This window comes from Arthrobacter sp. BK1 (assembly GCF_056680055.1).
In genome coordinates, this window is sequence record NZ_CM155263.1 from 1823144 (window position 1) to 1844446 (window position 21303).

Below are 21303 nucleotides of genomic sequence, written 5' to 3' on the forward strand. Positions count from 1 at the left end.
GCGCCTATTTATCGGCAGGTTCGGTAACGGCCGCCGACGGGCTCATGGTTTCCGCGTTCACCATCCATGCCAACTGCTCGAGGCGTTCAATGGCGGCGTGCAGAAGGTCCGCGCTGGTGGGGTCCTCTTCGTCCACCTCGTCATGGACATCCCGCATGGTCTGGACGGTCCGTTCAAGCCTGTTCGTGACGAGCTTGACCGCATCCTTCGTGGACGTCAGTCCTGCCGGGAACTGGTCGAGCCGGGTATCGCCGGAGACCGTATTGCTCCGGCCATCAGGAAGGGCGTGCAGGGCCCTCATGCGCTCGGCTGCCTGGTCCGCGAACAACCGGGCAGCGGCGATGATCTCATCCAACTGGAGGTGGAGGTCGCGGAAGTTGGTCCCGACGATGTTCCAGTGCGCCTGCTTGCCCTGCATGTGCAGTTCGATCAGGTCCGTGAGCACCATCTGAAGGTTGCTGGCCAGGGTGGGTGACGCTTTCATCATGTTCCTCCGCTGCTGGGCACTCCGTCCGGGGATCCGGCCGGGAGACTTATTCTAAGCATACTTACCACTTGACGCGGCTGGTCACCTCACCCGGGCCAGTGCGAACCCGTCCCAGCCTTTGGATCCGACGGTCTGGATCACCGTGGCATCGAGTTGCGGGTGCTTCCCCAGCAACTCCAGGGCGCCGATGATCCCCGGCGCATTGACCAGGTCCATGGCAGGGTCCAGGACCACTCCCTCCCACACCGCGTTGTCCAGGACTACCGTGGTGCCGGGCCTGCCCAGCCTGACGGCCCAGTCGAGATAGTTGGAATTGTTTTCCTTGTCGGCGTCGATGAACACGAAGTCGAAAGGTTCCTGGCCTTCGGCGTGCAGGGCTGCCAAGGTGTCCAAAGCGGGGCCGACCCTGACCTCCACCTTGTCCGCCAGACCCGCTGCCGCCACGTTGGCACGGGCAATCTCCGCATGTTTGGTGAGGTATTCGCACGTCACCAGCCGGCCGCCGTCGGGAAGTCCCTGAGCCATCCAGATGGCGCTGAACCCTGCGAGGGTGCCGATCTCCAGCACCCGGCGGGCACCGGACACCTGGACCAGGAGCTTGAGCAGCTTGCCGGCATTCGGCGTCACTTCGATGGGCGGCATGCCCGCATCGGTAGCGGACTGCACGGCCCGCTCCAGGGCGGCGTCAGGGTGCACCACGGTTTCGGTGAGGAAATCTTCGACAGCCACCCACCCAGCCTGGGGCTTGTGTTCAAAAGGCCCGCGCGCAGAGGGCTTGTGCTCAGACATGGCCACATTCTGGCAGGTCGCCTCCGGCCATGGAAGGCTTCCAAGGAGGGCGGCGTCGGAACCGCGCCCGCAGCGAAGCCCAGCAGCCTGTTATTCGGCCGGTTGACCGTCGGAGAGTGCCTGTTCCAGGCGGTCGACCTTGGCACTGAGTTCACCCGAGTAACCTGGCCGGATATCAGCCTTGATGACCAGTGAGACGCGGCTGCCGAACTCGCCCACAGCTTCCGTGGCGCGCTTGACGACCTCGAACACCTCGTCCCATTCGCCTTCGATCTCGGTGAACATCGAGCTCGTCCGGTTGGGGAGCCCGGATTCCCGGACGATCCTCACTGCGGCAGCAACGGCGTCGTGCACTGAAGCGTCCGTGGGGCGGGCACCACTGGCAGGCGTACCGGAGGGGGCAACTGAAAATGCAAGCAACATATGGCCAGTCTCCCATGCACCAGGGCTCCACCCGGGGCTGAATCGACGCCCGGAACGTCACATAACCAGCTACCCCCGGGTAACCGTGTCCGCCGTCTGCTGCGTTGCTAGCCTGATCGGATGAGCATCGACGTAGTCCGCAAACCACTACGCGCAGACGCTGCCCGGAACGTGGACAAGATCATCACGGCGGCGCGTCAGTGCTTCCGCGAGCATGGTCCGGAAGTTCCCCTCCAGACAATCGCGACGACGGCGGGCGTTGGCCCTGCCACCCTGTTCAGGAACTTCGCCGACAAGGAGGAACTGGTCCTGGCAGCCCTCAACCGGCAGCTCCGCGAAACGGTTGATCCGGTCATCGTCGATGCCTTGGCCGATATCGACCCGGCCACCGGACTGATGCGGGTCATCGAGGCCATCATGGCTGCGGCCAGTGATGACGCAAACCTCCTGGGTGCCGTGGCGGGCCGGCGCGAATTGCTGACCGGGATCACCGGATCCCTCATAGATTCCATCAGCGTGCTGCTCAGCCGGGGTCAGGGTCAGGGAACGCTGCGTCCGGATATTTCCATGACCGACATGTTCCGGCTGCTTGCCATGCTGATCGGTGTGGTGGACACCATGGAGCCGGGGTCGGATGCCTGGCGGAGGCCCGTGGCGCTGATTGAGGACGCCATCCGCAGCGAACGGCCCAGCCGTCCGCTGCCGGCGTACGTTCCGCTGCCCGCGTCGCAACTCCCGGGTCCGCCGCCGTTCCAGAGTCCGTCGCAGCCCTCCCGGTACCAGCCGAACCAGTACAAAGGACCGCAGTTCAGCTGACCGGTTTCAGCTGACGGCGGCGGGCCTCCCGCCGCGGTCATTGAAGGCATCACTTCGTTGGATTAGACTCAAGTGGGGTTACGCAGCCAGCCTCTGAATTACCAGAGGAGCACTCCATGAAGCCGTCCTGCGTACTTATTCCGACCCACCTCATCCTGCGATGAACGATACCCAGCTTGCCCTGTTCATCAGCGATCCCCGGGGCCCTGAAGAAGTCCTTCCATCATTGGCAGCGGAAGAGCTCGCCAATTTACTGGACGCGCTCTACCAAAACCTCGATACCCCTGCGCCGGCGTTCGGCGCGCAGTCCTGGTATGAGCTTGCCGTCGAAGAAAGTGCCCGTCGAAACGGGTCACCAGAGGCCGAGCAAACTGCCTGAACCCCACAGCCGGACCAGACCTGACAGCCCCGACCTGACCTGAAGCGCTCCCTACCTGAGCGGCTGACCTGCCCAAGCTTCTGATCAGCAGTTCTCGTCGGCTGTTTCGTCATGCCCGGTTGCTGGGGCGCGGCCTGCCTGGGCCGCAGCTTCCTGGCGCCCCCAGCCTGTGGCACGGCGGGTTCCGGCGTCGTGCTCCTCAGCTGTTGTTGTGCCCCTCTGGGGCATCTTGCCCCTCGGCGGCTGAGGGCTGGTCATCGGGCTGGTCAGTCTCCTCGTGCTGGTGTGGCACGTGGTCCTTGGCCTCCTTCAGGTGCTGCTGCAGCTTTTCTTCAGCATCACGGCGGCGCCTGGAGGTATCCCGCATTTCCCTGGTCGCTTCTGACGTGCTCGCATCGTACCTCTGCCGCGATCTGTCGGCGCCCTGCTGCTTAGCGCCGGTAGCTTCGGCATCCGGAGCGGTGGCCGGTGATTCCATCGTCTGTGGCTCGTCGGCCTCTGACTTATCCGTTTGGGGTTCATCAGTCTGTGGTTCGTTCATCGACTTGGCTCCTCTCGGGCGCACACATCGCTCCCGCCGACATGGTGTCCGGCGATAGTTTCAGCATTGAGCCAGCATTTACTTCGGCGCCGATATTCAGCGCGCCGATTCGCGGTTGCGGAGTTCGGCCCGGACGGCTGCGTGCAAGGCGGTCGTTTCAGATCCCTGGCTGAGATCCAACGCCAGCCTGATCCGTTCGGAGAGCAGGTCCAGATCCTCCGCGGGCAGATCGGCCAGCGACCGGAACCTTGTGAAGAACCGCCTGATCGGAAGCCCGGCCCGCCCATTCTTCCGGGCTTTGCCGGATCTGGCACTTACTGCGTGCAGTCTTTTTTCCATGGTGATCCCTGACGCCAGAGTTCCACGGCCAACTGCATAGCCAAAACCCAGCCTACAACCGCACTGAGCTGCTCCACCAGAGGCGGCCGCTAGTTCCACCCGATCAGCCGCAGCAATGCTGCTGTGCCGGCACCCAGCAGAACCACCAGCAGGAAGGGCGCCCGGAAGGCCAGGGCGACGGCGGCGGCAGCGAGGGCACCCAGCCGCGCGTCAGCCGCCAGGGCCTGACCGGACGCAACCGTGTTGACAATGGTCAGCGAGGCCAGAAGTCCGATGGTCATGGTCCCGGCCACCCGCGACATCCGGGGGTCCTTCAGCAGCTTGGCCGGGACAAAGTAGCCCACCAGCTTCCACGCATAGGCAAGGGCACAGGCCAACAGCAGCCAGATCCAGAGATTCATAGACCCGCCCGCCGTGCGTCCCCGTTGCCGTGGGGGTTGCCGTGGCCGTGGTGATGCTCCTCGTAGGGATCGACATCCGGTTCCAGCCCTTCATCGCTGCGCCCGTGGCTGAACCAGCCGATCAGGGCGGCAACCACGGCCGCGATGAGGATGGGCACGCCGGCGGGTACGAACGGTACGGCGACAACGGTGGCCAGCGCGCAGACCACGGCAATCGCCGCAGGCTCGCGACCCTTGAGCCGCGGCCACAGCAGCGCCAGGAATGCGGCCACGGCTGCCCCGTCCAGTCCCCACTGCTTGGGGTCGCCCAGCCCGCTTCCCGCAAGGGCACCCACCGCGGTGAACAGGTTCCAGAGCACGTAGATGCCAATCCCTGCAGTCCAGAAACCGCGCTGCTGCTCAGCGGGGTCGGTCTGGCCGCTGCTGGTTGCCGTCGACTCGTCGATGGTGAGCTGGGCGGCAACAAACCGCCGCCACCCGGTGGGATGCAGGAGGGCGTTCAGCTGCATCCCGTAGATCCCGTTGCGCATGCCCAACAGGGTTGCCGCGCTCATGGCCGCCACGCCTGAGCCGCCGCCGGCCACCACGCCGATAAACGCGAACTGGGAACCTCCGCTGAACAGCAGGAGGCTCAGCGCCATGGTCTGCCAGAAATCAAGTCCCGAGGTGACGGACAGGGCGCCGAAGGAAATTCCGTACAGGCCGGTGGCGATGCTGATGGAGAGGCCTACCCGGACCGCAGGAGAAGCGAGGAGTTTCGGTGCGGACCGGCGGAAAGGCATGGTTCCACTCAATCACAGGAACAGGTCAGGACGGCAGCTGGACCTGCTGCCCGGTCGACTGGAGTTGCGCCAGCACCTGGGCCGGCCTGTTGGTGGTGATCTCCTGAATCCCCAGCCCCTGGCACAGTGCCACGTCACGTTCGGTGTCCACTGTCCACACCCGGAAGCGGCGGCCGGACTCCAGCCAGCGCTGAACGGTCCTGGCGTGTTCGCGGACGTAGATGATTCCGGGACCGGCGAGGAGAACCTCGCAGTCGTCGAGGATGCGTTCGCCTTCCAGCTGTGCCGCCTTCATGACGTTTGCGACGGCGGTGCCCGTGAGCGGCCCCAGCCCCAGCTCATCGCGGATCTCGTCGACGTCGATGTCGTCCACGAGCTGGCAGATGAACTGGGACGGGACGCTCCGGAGAAGGTGCTTCACGGAGTCCGGGCTGAAGCTCATGAACGTCACCTGGATGTTGTCCACTGTGGACGTCTTCGCGTCCCAGCCCTGGCTCCGGAGAACCTGCAGGACCCGGTCCTCGAGTTTGAGCTGGTAGGGACTGGGGTGCTTGAGTTCGATGGCCAGTCGGATCGGCCGGCCCGCCGCGCGCAGGATGTTCAGGAGATCCGGCAACGTCAGGAACTGCTCCGACCGGGCACCGTACTTCTCCGGGATCCGGACACCCTTCCAGGACGAGAAGTCCAGCAGCCGCAGCTCCGCCAACGTACGGTCCGCTACCGGGCCGGTTCCGTCCGAGGTACGGTCCAGGTTGGCGTCATGCAGCAGCACCGGGTACTGGTCCCGGGTGAGGTGGATATCGCACTCAACCCCGTCCGCGCCATCGGCGATGGCCTGGAGGTAAGCCGCCCGGGTATGTTCGGCAAATGCCGCACTGGCGCCCCGGTGGGCGAATACCAGTGGCCTGTTCTTCGCAGCCTCGTCGGATGTCATGAGGACACGTTAGCGGACCCGGTGCGGGCCGGCGGGGCTAGGCTGGGCTCATGCAGGTGAACTCTGAGCCAACTACCCGGCCCGACCCGGCCCCGCCCGCAGGTGCTACCCGTCCTGCCCAGGGGGGCGCCGCCGTCGTCGGCCATCAACTCAGTGCAGGCGACGCCGAAAAGGCGGCCGCGCTGCGGAAAATGAAGCTTGTGGCGCTGGGGCTGCTGATCGTCATGGCGATCATTTTTGTCTTCGCGTTTGCGTTTCAGAAGGAATATCCCTGGCTGCAGTACGTTCGCGCCGCTGCGGAGGGCGGCATGGTGGGGGCGCTGGCTGACTGGTTCGCCGTCACCGCGCTGTTCAAATACCCGATGGGCATCAAGATCCCGCACACGGCCATTATCCCGCGCCGCAAGGACCAGATCGGCGCTTCGCTGGGCGAATTTGTGGAGACCAACTTCCTCTCTGAGCAGGTGGTCCAGGACAAGCTGGCCAGCGTGAACATCGCCCGCAAGGCAGGTGAGTGGCTCGCCGCTCCGGGCGGCGCCGAACGCGTCGCCAAGGAGGGGGCCGCCGTCATCCGCGGTGCCTTCAAGGTGTTGAACGACGACGACGTCCAGGCAGTCATCGAATCAATGGTGCGCAAGCATCTGCTGGCTCCGCCGTGGGGACCTCCGGTGGGCAGGCTCGCGGAGCGGATTTTTCACGACGGGCACCACCACCAGCTGGTGGACCTGCTGGTGGACCGGGCCGCGGACTGGGTCAACGACAACCACGAAACGGTCAGCCGCCTGGTCACGGACCGCTCCCCCACCTGGGTCCCGCAGTTTGTGGACGGGCTGGTGGGAGACAAGGTCTACGTGGAGATCCTCAAGTTCACCCGCGCGGTGCAGTCCGATCCGAACCATCAGGTCCGGCAGTCGATCGACAAGTACTTGAACGATCTCGCCCAGGACCTCCAGCATGACCCGAAGATGATTGCCCGTGCGGAAGACATCAAGGCCCAGGTCCTGGGTGATCCCGAGGTCCGTGAACTCGCCTCGCGCACGTGGGGCACGGTCAAGGGCGCCCTCCTCAGCGCCGTGGACGATCCTGACAGCGAGCTCACGGTGAAGTTCAAGGCAGCCGTACGGGACTTCGGTACCCGGCTCGTGAACGACGACGAACTGGCCGGCAAGGTCAACGCCTGGATCGGGGACGCCGCAGGCTACCTGGTGCGGACGTACCGCAAGGACATCGCCGGCGTGATCACCGATACCGTGGCCCGCTGGGATGCCGAAGAGACGTCGCAGAAGATCGAACTCCAGGTGGGCAAGGACCTCCAGTTCATCCGGATCAACGGCACCGTGGTGGGGTCCCTGGCAGGGCTGGTCATCTTCAGCGCCGCACACCTGGTCTTCGGCTAGCCTGCCCCCCTTTTAATGCTACGCGGGGTCACTTTTGGTCCTTTCGGGGCCCTTTTTCGGGCGTTAAGTGACCCCGCGTTGCTGTAGGAACCTGCGTTTAGTGGGCGAAAGACTCCAGGGCCACCCCGGCTGCTTCGAGGCCTGCCCGGACGCGGGTGGCCATCTCCACGGCTCCGGGCGTATCGCCATGGATGCAGAGGGAATCGGGCCTGACCTGAACCACGGTTCCGTCCACGGCCACCACTTCTCCCTTGACCGCGAGGCGCACTGCCCGCTCCACGATCGAGTCGAGGTCATGGAGGACGGCACCTTCCTGCGAGCGCGGTACGAGCGTCCCGTCGGGCTGGTAGGCGCGGTCCACGAAGGCCTCAACGAAGACGGGGTGGCCCGCTTCGCGTGCCTGCACCAGCAGTTCCGAACCCGGCAGGCCCAGGATGGGAAGTCCGGGATCGTAGGCCTGGATGGCTGCGACCACTGCGGAGGCCTGATCGGCATCATGGAAGAGGCGGTTGTACAGCGCGCCGTGCGGCTTTACGTAGTCGACGGAGGCGCCGACGGCATGGGCAACACCGTCAAGAGCACCCAGCTGGTACAGGACGTCGCCAAAAAGTTCGTCGAAGGACATGTCCATGGACCGGCGGCCGAAACCGGCCAGGTCCCGGTAACCCACGTGGGCGCCGACCGTCACGTCCAGCTCGAAGGCGGCCCGGCAGCTGTCAAGCATGGTGACCGGATCGCCGGCGTGCAGGCCGCAGGCGACGTTGGCGCTGGTCACCAGCCGGAACATCGCGGCGTCGTCCCCCATGTTCCATGAGCCGAACGATTCGCCGAGATCAGCATTAAGATCCAAGGTTATTGCCTTCCAGTGTGAGGTTATCCGGAGCCGCCGTGGCCTTGAGCTCCCCGGGGACAGTATCCGGCATCGGGCCGAAGGCCTCCTTGGCGTTAGCCACCACGGCGCGGCCCATGATGAGGTTACCCGCACCGCCCACCACGGCCCCTATGCCGAACGGAAGTGCCCGGCCGAACAGCGCGGTGCCCTGGCGTTTCAGCAGGTTCTTCAGGAAGGCCTTCTGGATCCTGTTCCTGACAGCGCCGAAACCGGTGGGCATCGACTTGGAGAGAACGTTTCCCCATGCCTGCGTGGCATTGGCGCCCCTGCCCATCGCCTGGCCGCTCAGCGTTCCCAGCAGGGCAGTGCCCTCCTCCCCCAGCATGATGGCCATCACCATGGTGCTGGCCTTTTCCGGGTTGGTCAGCCGGATCCCGTGCAGCTCTGCGAGCGAGGTGGCATACAGCGCCGTCGCTTCGAGGAACCCGACTGTTGCCGCGGCGGACAGCCCCAGGGAGGCCACGGTACCGACGCCGGGCACAACAGCAGTTGCCCCGACGATCGCGCCGCCGCCGGTCACGGCACGCAGGTAGTCGCGTTCCAGGATCTCCGCGAGCTTCGCCGCACTGGCCTGGGGATGCTTGCGCTGCAGCCGCCGCACGTATGCGAGGACAAACGGCCGCTGGATCTCCACTGCCCGGAGCAGCATGTTGTGGACTCCGGGTTTTGGCTTGCCTTCGGCGTCGAACACCGCGTTGTGGGCGGTCTCCTGAGCGATTCGAACTGCGGGATTGCTGCGCTTGGACATGGTCACCTCTGCTTCTGTGCTGCTTCCATCCGCCGGCAGCTTTGGCTGCGGCCCTGCCTTAACAGTAAGGGGGCTTAACACTTTACGAACGTCATCAGGAAAGTGGGGACCTCCGCTGGCGAGCCGCTGCCTCGGGTTCTGATGTTCCGCCGCCCTCCCCGCCGAGCCTAGACTTGGGCTATGCCCACACTCCAAGCCCTGCGGCCGTTTGCGCACCGGGAGTACAGGGTCCTCATCGCTGCCCTCGCCATTTCCATCTTCGGATCGGGAATGTGGGCTGTCGCGATGGTCTACCAGGTGATCCACCTCGGCGGCGGCCCGCTGGAGCTGTCCCTGGTGGCAACAGCCGGAAGCGTCGGGCTGGTGGCCTTCGTCCTGGCCGGCGGGATCGCCGCGGACAGGGTGCCGCAACGGCTCCTGATCATCGGCGTCGAGGGCGCCAACCTTGCCGTGATAGCCACCATCAGCGTGCTGGCCATGGCTGGCTGGCTGCAGCTGTGGCATCTGGCCGTGGGAAGTTTTGTGCTGGGCGTGGGTGCGGCGTTCTTCTTCCCCGCGTACTCCGCAATCCTCCCCCGCATCCTTCCGCCCGAGGACCTGCTTGCTGCCAACGGCATGGAGGGGACCATGCGTCCCATGCTCCAGCAGGCGGCAGGACCCGCCGTCGCGGGCATCCTGGTGGCCGCGCTCTCACCCTCTTACGCCGTCAGCGGCGTGGCCGCCTGCCATTTGCTGGCGTTCATCACCCTGACGTTCCTGGGCCGCCACGCCCTCGCCGCGCCCGTCAACGGTGCGGGCAAGGGTCCGCACCCCGGCACCGGCCACAGCGGCAGCCAGGTTGAGCAAGGCACCAGCGCAACGGGTGCCGCCAAAACGTCCTTCTTCGCAGATCTCCGGGAGGGCATCCGCTACACCGTCCGAACGCCCTGGCTGCTGTGGACCCTGCTGTGGGCCTGCGTTTCGGTCCTTTTCCTGATCGGGCCCATCGAAGTGCTGATGCCGTTCGTGGTGCGCGACCAGCTCAGCGGGGACTCCCGGATGTTCGGCTTCCTGCTGGCCGTCATGGGCGTGGGCGGGGCGGCCGGCTCGCTGCTGACCGCTTCACTGAAACTGCCGCGCCGCTACCTCACGGTGATGATGGTGTGCTGGGGAGCAGGCAGCCTGCCGTTGGCCGCGATCGGAATCCTGGACAGCTTCTGGACAGTGGCCGCTGCACTGTTCATCTTCGGCGCCACCGGCGGCGTGGGCATGGTCATCTGGGGCACCCTGCTTCAGCGGCGCGTACCAAGCCACCTGCTGGGCCGCGTCTCCAGCCTGGACTTCTTTGTTTCCCTCGCCCTGATGCCGGTCTCCATGGCACTGGCCGGACCTGCCGCCCAAGTCCTGCCCATCTGGGCAATCTTCCTCGTGGCCGGCGGGGTTTGCCCCATCCTCGCGGTCATCGCCATGATCGTGGCCCGGATGCCCGCCGACGAGCTGTCCCACCCGTTGGACACCCCGGCTGACGCTGAACGCTCAGCATGAGTTGTACGCACCTGGGTTGAACGCCGGCAACGCACGACGGCGGCAGGAGACTGACGCCGCAGCGCCAGTCTCCTGAAAGCCCCAACCCGGGAGAGTCCTACCCCAGGGCGCGCACGATCGGCAGGCTCGCTGTCGGCGGTCCGCTGGGGAAGACGGTCCGCTCCGGGAATTCAACGGGTTCCAGGGCTACGCGGACGGGTTCGGCCCCGATGCTGAGGAGTTGCCCGCGGACATCCACGTCCAGCAGCTCACCGCTGCGGACGCTGAGGGTGAGCGCACCGGCCTCGAGCTCCACATGCAGCAGCCGGCCCAGGATCTTGAGGTGGAAGGAGAGTCCGTCCCATTCCGCAGGCAGCCGCGGGTCAAAGAACGGCACCGGCCCCTGATCCCGGAGCCCGGCGAAACCGGAGACCAGGGAGCTCCAGACTCCGCCGGTTGAGGCAATGTGCACGCCGTCGATGGTGTTCCCGTGGGTGTCGTCCAGATCGATGAACGCAGCATCCGTGAAGTGTTTCAGGGCCGCTTCGGGGTGCCCCACCTCGGCCGCCATGATTCCCTGCACGCAGGCCGAGAGGGTGGAGTCGCCGGTGGTGATGGGATCGTAGAAGTCGAAGGCGCGGCGCTTTTCGACCGGCGTGAAATCCTGCCACTGCAGGAACATGGCCAGCACCGTGTCGGCCTGCTTGAGCACCTGGTGGCGGTAGATCACCAGCGGGTGGAAATGCAGCAGCAGCGGGTACTTGGAACGGGGAGTGGTCCAGTCCCACGGCTCCAGGGTCATAAAGTCGTTGTCCTGCGAATACACTTCCAGGTCTTCGTCGAAGGGCAGCTGCATACGGTTGGCGGCCTGCATCCAGAATTCCCGCTCGGCCTCGTCAATCCCGGCATGGTCCAGCTCAGCTGCGGCACGGAGATTAAACCGGGCCATCACGTTGGTGTACAGGTTGTCGTTGACCACGGCGGTGTATTCGTCCGGGCCTGTGACGCCGTGGATGTGGAACTGGCCGTCCTTGCCGAAGAAGCCCAGCGAGCTCCACATGCGGGCGGTCTCGATCAGCAGTTCGGCGCCCATGCCCTCGCGGAAGGTTTCGTCGCCGGTGGCCCAGATGTAGCGGTTGGTGGCGAAGGCGATGGCAGCGGCAATATGGAACTGAGCCGTGCCGGCAGCATAGTAGGCACTGGCTTCCAGGCCGTTGATGGTGCGCCACGGGAACAGTGCGCCGTCCACGCTGAGCTCTTTGGCACGTATTTTGGCAGCCGGGAGCATGTCGTGCCGGAACTCCAGGACCCGGCGGGCGCCGTCGGGGTTGGTGTACGTGAGGTACGGCAGGAGGTACACCTCCTGATCCCAGAAATAGTGGCCTTCGTAACCGGAGCCGCTGACGCCCTTGGCGGGAATGCCTGCGACGTCGGCCCTTGCCGTGGCCTGCGCCAGCTGGAACAGGTTCCAGCGGATGGCCTGCTGGAGTTCGGGCTGGCCGCCTACCTGGATGTCCGAAGTGGCCCAGTACTGGCGGTAGTGTTCCCCGCTTTCGGCGAAGATGTCCGCCACGCTCCGCAGGCCGGCTTCAGCAGCTTCGGCCGCGTCCTGGTTGGAGTCCTGGACGCCGCGGCCGGCGGCGTAGCTGACACTTTTTTCAAGCCGGAAGGGCTCGCCGGCACCCACGGCCAGAACATAACGGACGCTGCTTTCATCCTGGCCCGCCAGGGTTTCGAACGGCTGATGGCCCGCGGAGGTCCAGTGGTCCACGGCGAGTCCCACCCGCTGCCTCGATTCGGCGGCTTCCCACGCGAGCCGGAGCGATCCGTCAGAACCCTCGATGCGCAGGGGCAGCAGAACCCTGCCCGCGTGGCGGCCGGCGCGGCGCGGGTCGTGGGTGGAGTGGTCCTCCACCGGCTGGTCCTGGCGGTTGATCACGGACGACGTGACGTCGGCGGAAACGTCCTGGTCTGCTGCCACCTCAAGTGAGATGCCCAGGCTGCCGCGCGAGGCGAACCCCACCGCCCGGCGCTCGGTGGTGGTCACCGTGGCACCGGACCGGCACTGCCAGGTGATGCGGCATTCGTAGCTGCCGGTGGAGAAGTCGACGGAACGGCGGTAGTCCAGCACCGTTGATTCGGCCAGGGACAGCGACTCGCCGTCGATCGTCACCGTGAAGTTGTTCGCGTCCGGGATGTAGATGATGCGCTGGCCGGTCCTGGCGAAACCGAACGCGTTTTCCGCGTGCTTGATGTCCCAGATCTCGTGCAGCCCGTTGATGAAGCTGCCCGGCAGGTCGGCGTCCCCGGCCGCCCAGTGGGCGCCGCGGATACCCAAATGCCCGTTGCCCAGGGCAAAGAGCGTCTCCAGGACGCCCTCGGTGCCGGGCTCGTGGCGTGTCTCCACGAGCTGCCAGGGGGTGTTGGGGAACCGGTCTCGGTCCGCGGTGATAAGTGCCATGGTGTTGGGGTCCTCAGGCGTTGTGGTGTTGCGGCTGGCCCGCAGGCAGCCGGGTGGTGAGCAGGGTGGGTGAGCAGGTGCAAGGCGGGCGGCGCGGGGAAGACGCCGCACGTGGGCGGTGCTAGAGAAGTTCCTTGAGGTCGTTGACCACGTGGGTGGCTCCGGCGTCGAGCAGGGTCTGCCGGCCGGCACCCCGGTCCACACCGATCACCGAGTGGAAACGCCCGGCATGGCCGGCCCGGACACCGGAGACAGCATCCTCAACCACCACGCATTCCTCGCTGGGCAGGCCCAGCAGTTCTGCGGCGTACTCGTAAGTGTCCGGGTTCGGTTTGCCGGGCAGGCCCTCGGCCGCGGCCACTACGCCGTCCACCACAACACTGAAGTGCCCGTTCAGGCCTGCGGCCTTGAGGACAGCGGGTGCGTTGCGGGACGAGGAGACAACGGCGACCTTCAGTCCGCGGTCCAGCGCAGCTTCGAGGAAAAGCACCGAGCCTGGAAAAGGCTCGACGCCGGCGCTGACGATGTCGTTGAAGACCTCATTTTTACGGTTGCCCAGTCCCTGCACGGTCACCTTCGTGGGGTCCTCATCGGTGGGCCCTTCCGGCAGCACGATGCCGCGGGACGCCAGGAAGTCCCGGACGCCGTCGAACCTGGGCTTGCCGTCGATGTGGTCGAAATAGTCATTTTCCCGGTACGCGGGCACCTCAGGGCGGGATGCCAGGAAGCCGTCGAACAGTTCCTGCCACGCCCGTTCGTGGACGGTGGCCGTGGGGGTCAGCACGCCGTCCAGATCGAAGAGGATGGCTGAGGCAGTGGCCCAGTCCGTGTCCAGGGGTTTCAGAAGTTCGGTCATTCAGGGTGTCCTTTCAGGCGGCGGGCAGCCGCAGGGGCATGTCATCAGAAGCGTGGTCTAAGCGAAGGAGCCTAAGGTCAGGGACTGGATCTCAAGGTGCCTTCAGCAGGCATGAAGCCAGGAAGCGCGGACCACGGTGTCCGGTAAAACTGCAATTTAATCTGCGAGCGCGGGGGCCGGGCGCGGGCGGAGACGCCGGGGCGGGCCAAGGGGCTGCTGAAAAACGTCTTCTCCCATCATGAGCGCACTGGCACGCCCTGACAAGCTGCCTGGTGATCTGCCGCGGCGGATTGGCTGAACAGTGGCCGCTGAATCGGCCTCAAGAAGTGTAAGCGCTTGCAAATTTCGCGCGCAACTGTTTGAACCCGCTTCTCGTCACCGGGGCGGTTCAGGCCGGTTCAGGCCGACCCAACACGTAATGCCGGAGGAACGAGCTGACATCCACCATCTCCCTTTTGCTCATGGCGTGGCCCATCCCGGGGTAGGTCCTGGCCGTCAGTAGCGTGTGCTCGTGCAGCCACTGTTCGGTGTAGGCGGTGGCGTCCTCGTTGATGACCAGGTCAGCCTTGTCCCGCCCCCAGAAGAACGGGGGCGGAGCAGTGAAGGTTTCACTGAGGGACAAGAGCTCGTTCTCCAGCACGAACCCGGACAGCCCCACCGTCGCCGTGTAATCGTTGGGGTGGAGGCGCAGGAGCGTGCTGGCCATGGCCATCCCCTGCGAGTAGCCGAGGAGGCTCACGCTGCTGTGCTGGCCCCTGACCACGTTGATCCAGGTCTGAACGGCGTTGGTGGCGGAGATGACATCCGCGAAATCGTTGGCCAGGAAATAGTCCAGCAGGAACCAGCCGTAGTGGTCTCCGATCACCATGGGTGCCCGCAGCGCCGCGCAGGTGAATTCGGACGGCAGGTACTCGAAAAGCCGCACCATCCGGGATTCGTCAGTGCCGTAGCCGTGCATCATGACTAACAGAGGGGTTCCCGCCCGTTCAGCCTCCGGCTTGGACCACACAACTGTTTCCATCAGATCAGACTAGCCAGTGCGGGCCACTGAACAGCCACGACGCCCGCGCCGCGCCGCCGGCCAATGATTGAATCACGCCCCGGCGGGCTGTACCTTGAGCATAAGACAGCATGCTTACCGTTCGGCACCCACGCATTCGAACCACAAGGAGCAAGTCATGAGAATCGGTTCTTCCATCTTCCTCATCGCCCTCGGAGCCATCCTGGCCTGGGCCGTCGCTCCAGGGCTCATTCCATTCATTGACCAGGTGATGATCGGCTACATCCTCATGGCCGTCGGTGTGATCGGGCTGATCGCATCGCTGGTCCTGGCATCGCCGGGCCGCAGCCGCCGCGTCAGCGAAACACGCTCCGTGGTTGATCCGAACACCGGCGAGCGGATCACCCGCAACGAAAGCCGCGACGGCGGACTGTAACCGCCAGAACAGCCGGACCTGAGAAGCCGGACGCAAAGCACCTCATCATGGATCCCGACAAGCCGGGCCAGACCACCACGGTCCGGCCCGGCTTTTTCGTGGGCCGGCAGGCTGCAGAGGCCCGCAACGCCCCCTACTTTGTTTCGTGTGGGTTTCCATTGACAAACCAACACAAACGCAGATAAAGTCAGGTAATCCAACATCATGTGATGTCAGTCACCGGACTTCACGCCACTGGGATTCAGCACTTTACGCAACGGAGGGTACGTGTTCGCCGAGGAGCGCCAGCAGAAGATCGCCGAGCTTGTAGCCGGCAGCGGCCGCGTCAGCGTCAACCTGCTCGCGGAGCGTTTCAGCATCACCACGGAAACCGTCCGCCGTGATCTGGCCACCCTCGAGACCGCCGGCACGGTACGCCGGGTCCACGGCGGGGCCGTTGCAGCCGACCGCTTCAGCACCATCGAGGAAAGCATCAACGACCGCATGGTCCAGCGCCCGGGTCAGAAGATGCGGATCGCGGATGCTGCCCTGGCGCTGATACCGCCGGCAATATCCGGGAGCATCCTGCTCGACGGCGGCTCCACAACAGAAGCGTTGGCCGACCTGCTGTCCCGGCGCGCCGCCGTCGTTCCTTCCGGCTCGCCAGCACCCGAACTCGTAGTCATCACCCACGCGGTCCCCATCGCCGCCAGGTTGGCGAGCACGCCAGGAATTGCCCTTCAGCTCCTGGGTGGCCGGGTGCGCGGCCTGACCCAGGCAGCAGTCGGCCAGGCAACTGTGGAAGCTGCGAACCGGATGCGGCCGGACATCGCGTTCATCGGCACCAACGGCATCCACGCCGATTTTGGCCTCAGCACGCCCGATCCTGAAGAAGCCGCCGTCAAGGCAGCCTTCGTCCATTCGGCTCGCCGCATTGTGGTGCTCGCCGATTCCTCCAAGCTGGACGCGGAAACCCTGGTCCAGTTCGCCTCCCTGAAAGATCTGGACACCTTGATAACAGACAGCGAGCCCAGCGCAGAACTCAGAGCAGCCCTCACCGACGCCGGCGTTGACGTGGTGATCGTATGATCGTCACTTTTACGGCTAACCCCAGCCTCGACCGCACCGTGGCCCTGCCCGGCCCGTTGGAACGCGGCGAAGTCCAGCGTGCCGTCTCTGTCAGCCAGGAGTCCGGGGGCAAGGGTGTCAACGTATCCCGGGCACTGTGCGCCTCGGGCGTGGAGACTGTCGCGGTCCTTCCCGGTGCGGACAGCGATCCTGTCCTTGCCGGCCTCCGCCACGATGGGGTTCCGTTCGCGGCCCTCCCCATCGATGAGCCGCTGCGCACCAACGTTGCCCTGACCGAACCGGGCGGCGTCACCACCAAGATCAACGAACCCGGTCCGCTGCTGAGCGCAGACCAGCAGGAAGCACTGATCGGGCTGCTCCTGGAGCAGTCCCGCGGCGCCGGCTGGGTGATCCTGGCAGGCTCCCTGCCTCCCGGCTTCCCCGCCGATTTCTACGCCACGGTCACCCGGCGGCTGCGCGCGTCCGCTGGAGATGGCGCACAGCAGGCAGCACCGCTGATCGCCGTCGATTCCTCCGGCGGCCCGCTGGCCGGCGCCGTCTCAGGTACCTCACAGGATGGGGTGTCCGGAAAGCCGGACCTCCTCAAACCCAACGCCGAGGAACTGGCGGAACTGGCTGCAGCAGCCGGCTTCGCCACGGCGTTAACCGCACAGGAGCTTGAAGCGGATCCGGGGGCTGCCGCAGCGGCTGCCGCCGCCGTCGTGCGTTCCGGTGTGGGTGCTGTGCTGGCAACTCTCGGATCCAAGGGAGCTGTCCTTGTAACGGCCGACGGCGCGTGGCTGGCCACACATCCGCCGGTCGCCGCGGTCAGTACGGTCGGCGCGGGCGATTCGTCGCTGGCTGGCTATCTGCTCGCCCACGGCCAGGGCGCCGCCCCGGCCGATTGCCTCCGTCAGGCTGTGGCACACGGTGCCGCCGCCGCTTCCCTGCCGGGTTCCACTGTCCCGGCAGTCCACCAAACCACCCCGGATGCCGTAACCATCACGGCCCTTCGAAAGGATTGACAGTGACTCAGCTCATCACCACAGACCTGGTCGAGCTCGACCAGAACCTGGGCGGCTCGCCCCAGGACGTGATCCGGCACCTGGCCAGCAAAGTTGCTGCCACCGGACGCGCCTCGGAAGTTGAAGGCCTCTTTGCCGACGCCTTCGCCCGGGAGCAGAAGACGGCCACCGGCATCCCCGGCGGCATCGCCATCCCCCACTGCCGCTCAGCTGCAGTCATCGAACCCACGCTGGCCATGGCGCGCCTCAACCCCAAAGTGGACTTCGGCGCCAAGGACGGCCCGGCGGACCTGATCTTCTTCATCGCTGCTCCCGACGGCGCAGACCAGGAGCACCTCAAGCTCCTGTCCAAGCTGGCCCGGTCCCTGATCAAAAAGGACTTCACCGCGGCTCTGCGCAATGCATCCTCCCGTGAGGAGATCGTGGCGCTGGTCGATGGCGCCCTTGCGGACAAGCCTGCAGCCCACGCCGCTGCTGCGCCCGCTGACTCAGTTGGTTCAGTTGCCGGTGCGGCCGGCGCGGGAGCTGCTGCTGCCGCCTCGACAGGCTCCACCGCCGGCGCGGCCCCAACCGCCACGGCACCAAGGCGCCTCGTTGCCGTGACGGCCTGCCCCACCGGCATCGCCCACACCTACATGGCCGCCGATTCCCTGGTAGCCGCCGCCCAGGAAATGGGCGTGGACCTGCAGGTCGAGACGCAGGGCTCCTCCGGGGCCAAGCCGCTGGATCCCGCAGTCATCGCCGCTGCCGAGGCCGTCATCTTCGCGGTGGACGTGGACGTCCGCGGCAAGGAGCGCTTCGCCGGCAAGCCCGTCATTAACGCACCCGTCAAGCGCGGCATCGACGAGCCCGCCAAGATGGTCCAGGAAGCCCTCAATGCGGCCACGGATCCGAACGCTCGCCGCGTGCCGCACTTCGGTGCAGAGGAACAGGCCGAGCGCGAAGCCTCCGAAAAGGGCGAGCACATCGGCCAGAAACTGAAGCGGGCACTGCTCACGGGTGTCAGCTATATGATTCCGTTCGTTGCCGGTGGCGGTCTGCTGATCGCGCTTGGCTTCCTGCTGGGCGGTTATGACATCACCGCAGTCGCCGACAAAGTGGTGGTGGAGAACAACTTCGGCAACCTTCCCGAAGGTGGGCTGGCCATCTACCTCGGTGCGGTCCTGTTCAAGATCGGCGCCCTGTCGATGGGCTTCCTGGTTCCTGCCCTTGCGGGTTACATCGCCTACGCGATCGCCGACCGTCCAGGCATCGCACCGGGCTTTGTGGCCGGTGCCGTGGCCGGCTTCATGGGTGCTGGCTTCCTTGGCGGCATCGTGGGCGGCCTGCTCGCCGGCTACATGGCGCACCTGATCGGCACCTGGCAGGTTCCGCGCTGGCTGCGTGGCCTGATGCCCGTGGTGATCATCCCGCTGCTCGCGTCGATTTTTGCCTCCGGCCTGATGTTCCTGGTCCTCGGTGGACCCATCGCCGGACTTACCACCGCCCTGAACGGCTGGCTGTCCGGCATGACCGGCGCCTCCGCCGTCGTCCTCGGAATCATCCTCGGCCTGATGATGTGCTTCGACCTCGGCGGCCCGGTCAACAAGGTTGCCTATGCCTTCGCGGTTGCCGGCCTCAGCGCGGGCAGTGCCACCAACCAGGCTCCCTGGGCGATCATGGCCACCGTGATGGCCGCCGGCATGGTTCCGCCGCTGGCCATGGCACTGGCCACCGTCCTGGACAAGAAGCTCTTCAGCCTGGCTGAGCGTGAAAACGGCAAGGCTGCCTGGCTGCTGGGTGCTTCCTTCATCTCCGAAGGCGCCATCCCGTTCGCCGCCGCAGACCCGCTGCGCGTCATCCCCGCCAGCATGGTGGGTGGCGCCCTGACCGGCGCGCTGACCATGGCATTCAACGTCACCTCACAGGCACCACATGGCGGCATCTTCGTGTTCTTCGCCATCGGCAACCTGCTGATGTTCGTGGTCTCGATCATCGCCGGAACCATCGTCAGTGCCTTGGCCGTGGTGGCCCTCAAGCGCTGGGCAGCCCCGAAGACCGCTGCTACGGTGGAAGCCGTTCCAGCAACGGTCTGACCCGCCTCACCGATTTACTGATCCACGGCCCTGACCAACAGGCGCCGAAAGACAAAGGAGCAAGAATGTCAGAACGCACCGCAACCGTCGCCAGCCGCGTAGGCCTGCACGCCCGCCCCGCCGCCATCTTCGCCGAGGCCGCCGGTGAGTACGACCTCGACATCACCATCGCCCGCCAAGGCGAGCCTGAAGACGAAGCGATGGATGCCGCCAGCATCCTGTCCCTGATGAGCCTGGGCGCTTCCCACGGCGACGTTGTGGTGCTTCGCGCCGAAGGCACCGGGGCCGACGACGCCCTGGAGAGCCTGGTCCGGATCCTCGAAACGGATCACGACGCCGAGTAGCGGCTTCCAGCCGACGGCCGCCGTCGCGCTTTCCCTGAGTGGGAGAGCGCGACGGCGGCCGTCTGCGTTTAAGGGCTGGCATCGCTTGGGGAGCGGTCCGGTTAGCTCCGTTCCGAGATCCTTCTGACATCCGTAACAAGCATGTCCCACATCCCCTTGGAATGCTCCGCCGCCTCTTCACTGGCGTTGTTGTCCTGCGAGAGAGTGAGCCGCGTCTGACCGTCCTGGCCCTCAAGGGTCCAGGTCAGCGTGTGGTAGTTCTCGGGCTTGTCGTCCTCACCGCCAAGCGGACTGAAGTGGGTGTGGACCAGCTTCCTGTTGGGCTCCACCTCAAGGATCCGTCCCTTGTCCTCGTAGGGTTTGCCTTTCCATTCACCGCGCCACAAAATCGGCCCGCCCACTGTCCAGTCGGTCTGAAGATCCGCGCCGAACATGAACTCCTTGACGGCGTCCGGATCCGTGATGACCTCCCAGACGCGGTCCGGCGGGGCATCGATGGTGATCGCGGATTCGGCCACAAAGGCCCCGGGCATCAGCGGGCCTTCCGGGCAGTCAGCAGGAGGTATGCCCACTGCATCTGCCACACAGCGTCACCGTGGGCCTCGCCAAAGGAATCAGCCAGCCCGATGAGGGCATTGTCCAGTTCCTTGGCTTTGTCCGCGTCGTCGCCGATGTATTTATAGACCGAGATGGTGGGACCGTAATGGGACTTGAAGTACCTCAGGAAGTCCTGCGGCTGATGGAAGCTGCGGACGGCCAGGGTGCGCTTTTCGGCCTTGACGTCCGTGATCCTGTCGCCGAACAGTTCACGCACATGGTCCTCGCTGCCCCAAAGCGGCCCCGGTGATGCCCCGGGCGGTGGCGGCGGTGCGTACGGCTTCAGGGTGGCAAGCATTTTGCCGAGGAAACCCTCGGGCGTCCAGTTAAGCAGGCCGATCGTGCCGCCGGGCTTGCACACCCGCACGATTTCGTCGGCACTGGCCTGGTGGTGCGGGGCAAACATGACGCCGAGGCAGGACGTCACCACATCAAATTCGTTGTCGCCGAACGGCAGGGCCTCGGCGTCGGCCTCCACCCACTCCAGCTCAACGCCGCGATCGGCTGCCTGCCGGCGGCCGGCGTCGAACAGTTCCGGCGTGAGGTCACTGGCTACGACCTTGCCGCCCATCATGGCGGCGGGAATGGCTGCGTTACCGGCACCCGCGGCCACGTCCAGCACGCGCTGCTTCGGCTTGATTCCGCAGGCATCAACCAGGATGGCTCCCAGATCGTTGACCAGTTCGGCGGCCAGTGCCGGGTAATCTCCGGAGGCCCACATGGCCCGGTGCTTTTGTTTCAGCGCCAGGTCTGCCTCGTCTACTTTCGCTTCGCCATTCATCTCGGGACCCCTCTTCTTTGACAGGTTTTGAGTGACAGCACGCTGTTGGCACAGTGGAGGCTGCGATGCGACCCATTGTGGCCGCACGGGAGCAGGCTGTAAAGGATCCAACGGTTTCCTCTGCCGGCAGGTCCTCCCGGGTATCAGCGGTGAGCAGCCCGGGTGGGGTAGTTCGCCCCATCGCGCATCGGCTGGGTGTGGCCGAGTATCGAGTGACGACATTCAAGACCAACCAGACTTTGGGGGAACA

24 protein-coding genes are annotated in these 21303 nt (G+C 65.5%); 9 read left to right on the forward strand and 15 right to left on the reverse strand.

The window, feature by feature from the left end:
• Positions 1-4 precede the first annotated feature (4 nt).
• The 3 genes from AC1MCA_RS08130 to AC1MCA_RS08140 form a co-directional block, all read right to left on the reverse strand.
• On the reverse strand, positions 5-484 hold the full coding sequence (locus AC1MCA_RS08130; protein WP_108600041.1) for a Dps family protein: 480 nt from the start codon (positions 482-484) through the stop codon (positions 5-7).
• Between the two features lie 84 nt (positions 485-568).
• Positions 569-1276 (reverse strand): O-methyltransferase, encoded by a 708-nt coding sequence (locus AC1MCA_RS08135; protein ID WP_479802558.1) that lies wholly within the window; start codon positions 1274-1276, stop codon positions 569-571.
• Between the two features lie 90 nt (positions 1277-1366).
• A complete protein-coding gene (locus AC1MCA_RS08140; protein WP_479802560.1) occupies positions 1367-1699 on the reverse strand; it encodes a thiamine-binding protein in 333 nt (110 codons plus the stop codon).
• A 120-nt stretch (positions 1700-1819) separates the two neighbouring features.
• Here AC1MCA_RS08140 and AC1MCA_RS08145 point away from each other — a divergent pair, with 120 nt between their 5' ends.
• Both AC1MCA_RS08145 and AC1MCA_RS08150 read left to right on the forward strand, forming a co-directional pair.
• The gene (locus tag AC1MCA_RS08145; RefSeq protein WP_479802561.1) at positions 1820-2515 is read left to right on the forward strand and encodes a TetR/AcrR family transcriptional regulator; all 696 of its coding nucleotides are present in this window, start codon (positions 1820-1822) and stop codon (positions 2513-2515) included.
• A 160-nt stretch (positions 2516-2675) separates the two neighbouring features.
• A complete protein-coding gene (locus tag AC1MCA_RS08150; RefSeq protein ID WP_108600037.1) occupies positions 2676-2894 on the forward strand; it encodes a hypothetical protein in 219 nt (72 codons plus the stop codon).
• Between the two features lie 199 nt (positions 2895-3093).
• Here AC1MCA_RS08150 and AC1MCA_RS08155 read toward each other — a convergent pair whose 3' ends face one another.
• From AC1MCA_RS08155 to AC1MCA_RS08175, 5 genes are all read right to left on the reverse strand, one after another.
• The gene (locus tag AC1MCA_RS08155) at positions 3094-3435 is read right to left on the reverse strand and encodes a hypothetical protein (RefSeq protein WP_479802564.1); all 342 of its coding nucleotides are present in this window, start codon (positions 3433-3435) and stop codon (positions 3094-3096) included.
• A 96-nt stretch (positions 3436-3531) separates the two neighbouring features.
• Positions 3532-3774, reverse strand: coding sequence for a hypothetical protein (locus tag AC1MCA_RS08160; protein ID WP_479802566.1), 243 nt, complete (start codon positions 3772-3774; stop codon positions 3532-3534).
• Between the two features lie 89 nt (positions 3775-3863).
• A complete protein-coding gene (locus tag AC1MCA_RS08165; protein ID WP_479802568.1) occupies positions 3864-4175 on the reverse strand; it encodes an AzlD domain-containing protein in 312 nt (103 codons plus the stop codon).
• On the reverse strand, positions 4172-4957 hold the full coding sequence (locus tag AC1MCA_RS08170; protein WP_479802570.1) for an AzlC family ABC transporter permease: 786 nt from the start codon (positions 4955-4957) through the stop codon (positions 4172-4174). Before AC1MCA_RS08170 ends, AC1MCA_RS08165 begins: the two co-directional genes overlap by 4 nt.
• 25 nt (positions 4958-4982) lie before the next feature.
• Positions 4983-5891 carry a glycerophosphodiester phosphodiesterase gene (locus AC1MCA_RS08175; protein WP_479802572.1) on the reverse strand — a complete coding sequence of 303 codons (909 nt, stop codon included), beginning with the start codon at positions 5889-5891 and terminating at the stop codon, positions 4983-4985.
• Between the two features lie 50 nt (positions 5892-5941).
• Between AC1MCA_RS08175 and AC1MCA_RS08180 the strand changes: the two genes are divergently transcribed.
• Positions 5942-7288 carry a DUF445 domain-containing protein gene (locus AC1MCA_RS08180; protein WP_479802573.1) on the forward strand — a complete coding sequence of 449 codons (1347 nt, stop codon included), beginning with the start codon at positions 5942-5944 and terminating at the stop codon, positions 7286-7288.
• A 97-nt stretch (positions 7289-7385) separates the two neighbouring features.
• Here AC1MCA_RS08180 and AC1MCA_RS08185 read toward each other — a convergent pair whose 3' ends face one another.
• Together AC1MCA_RS08185 and AC1MCA_RS08190 are read right to left on the reverse strand one after the other, a co-directional pair.
• Positions 7386-8138 (reverse strand): LamB/YcsF family protein, encoded by a 753-nt coding sequence (locus AC1MCA_RS08185; RefSeq protein ID WP_479802575.1) that lies wholly within the window; start codon positions 8136-8138, stop codon positions 7386-7388.
• Entirely contained in the window at positions 8128-8928 is an 801-nt protein-coding gene (locus tag AC1MCA_RS08190) for a hypothetical protein (RefSeq protein ID WP_108600044.1), read from the reverse strand. The genes AC1MCA_RS08185 and AC1MCA_RS08190 overlap by 11 nt, the downstream gene beginning before the upstream one ends.
• Positions 8929-9108: 180 nt before the next feature.
• Between AC1MCA_RS08190 and AC1MCA_RS08195 the strand changes: the two genes are divergently transcribed.
• Positions 9109-10452 carry an MFS transporter gene (locus AC1MCA_RS08195; RefSeq protein WP_479802577.1) on the forward strand — a complete coding sequence of 448 codons (1344 nt, stop codon included), beginning with the start codon at positions 9109-9111 and terminating at the stop codon, positions 10450-10452.
• A 97-nt stretch (positions 10453-10549) separates the two neighbouring features.
• On the opposite strand, the gene AC1MCA_RS08200 is transcribed toward AC1MCA_RS08195, so the two are convergent.
• The 3 genes from AC1MCA_RS08200 to AC1MCA_RS08210 form a co-directional block, all read right to left on the reverse strand.
• Positions 10550-12892 carry a glycoside hydrolase family 65 protein gene (locus AC1MCA_RS08200; RefSeq protein ID WP_479802579.1) on the reverse strand — a complete coding sequence of 781 codons (2343 nt, stop codon included), beginning with the start codon at positions 12890-12892 and terminating at the stop codon, positions 10550-10552.
• Between the two features lie 121 nt (positions 12893-13013).
• A complete protein-coding gene (locus AC1MCA_RS08205; RefSeq protein WP_479802581.1) occupies positions 13014-13748 on the reverse strand; it encodes an HAD family hydrolase in 735 nt (244 codons plus the stop codon).
• 388 nt (positions 13749-14136) lie between these two features.
• Entirely contained in the window at positions 14137-14769 is a 633-nt protein-coding gene (locus AC1MCA_RS08210) for an alpha/beta hydrolase (protein WP_479802583.1), read from the reverse strand.
• Between the two features lie 157 nt (positions 14770-14926).
• Here AC1MCA_RS08210 and AC1MCA_RS08215 point away from each other — a divergent pair, with 157 nt between their 5' ends.
• The 5 genes from AC1MCA_RS08215 to AC1MCA_RS08235 all read left to right on the forward strand — a co-directional run bounded on the left by AC1MCA_RS08215 (position 14927) and on the right by AC1MCA_RS08235 (position 19675).
• Complete coding sequence (locus tag AC1MCA_RS08215) at positions 14927-15184, forward strand: DUF6458 family protein (RefSeq protein WP_108600026.1); 258 nt, start codon at positions 14927-14929, stop codon at positions 15182-15184.
• 267 nt (positions 15185-15451) lie between these two features.
• Positions 15452-16252, forward strand: a complete 801-nt coding sequence (locus AC1MCA_RS08220) for a DeoR/GlpR family DNA-binding transcription regulator (protein WP_479802585.1) — start codon at positions 15452-15454, stop codon at positions 16250-16252.
• A complete protein-coding gene (locus AC1MCA_RS08225) occupies positions 16249-17256 on the forward strand; it encodes a 1-phosphofructokinase family hexose kinase (protein WP_479802587.1) in 1008 nt (335 codons plus the stop codon). The genes AC1MCA_RS08220 and AC1MCA_RS08225 overlap by 4 nt, the downstream gene beginning before the upstream one ends.
• Positions 17257-17258: 2 nt before the next feature.
• Complete coding sequence (locus AC1MCA_RS08230; protein ID WP_479802589.1) at positions 17259-19331, forward strand: PTS fructose transporter subunit IIABC; 2073 nt, start codon at positions 17259-17261, stop codon at positions 19329-19331.
• Between the two features lie 65 nt (positions 19332-19396).
• Positions 19397-19675, forward strand: a complete 279-nt coding sequence (locus tag AC1MCA_RS08235) for an HPr family phosphocarrier protein (protein ID WP_108600023.1) — start codon at positions 19397-19399, stop codon at positions 19673-19675.
• 101 nt (positions 19676-19776) lie between these two features.
• Here the strand turns inward: AC1MCA_RS08235 and AC1MCA_RS08240 are convergent, their stop codons facing one another.
• Positions 19777-20208: an SRPBCC family protein gene (locus tag AC1MCA_RS08240; RefSeq protein WP_479802591.1), complete on the reverse strand. Its 432-nt coding sequence runs from the start codon at positions 20206-20208 to the stop codon at positions 19777-19779.
• Positions 20208-21053 (reverse strand): class I SAM-dependent methyltransferase, encoded by an 846-nt coding sequence (locus tag AC1MCA_RS08245; RefSeq protein ID WP_479802593.1) that lies wholly within the window; start codon positions 21051-21053, stop codon positions 20208-20210. Before AC1MCA_RS08245 ends, AC1MCA_RS08240 begins: the two co-directional genes overlap by 1 nt.
• Between the last annotated feature and the right edge of the window lie 250 nt (positions 21054-21303).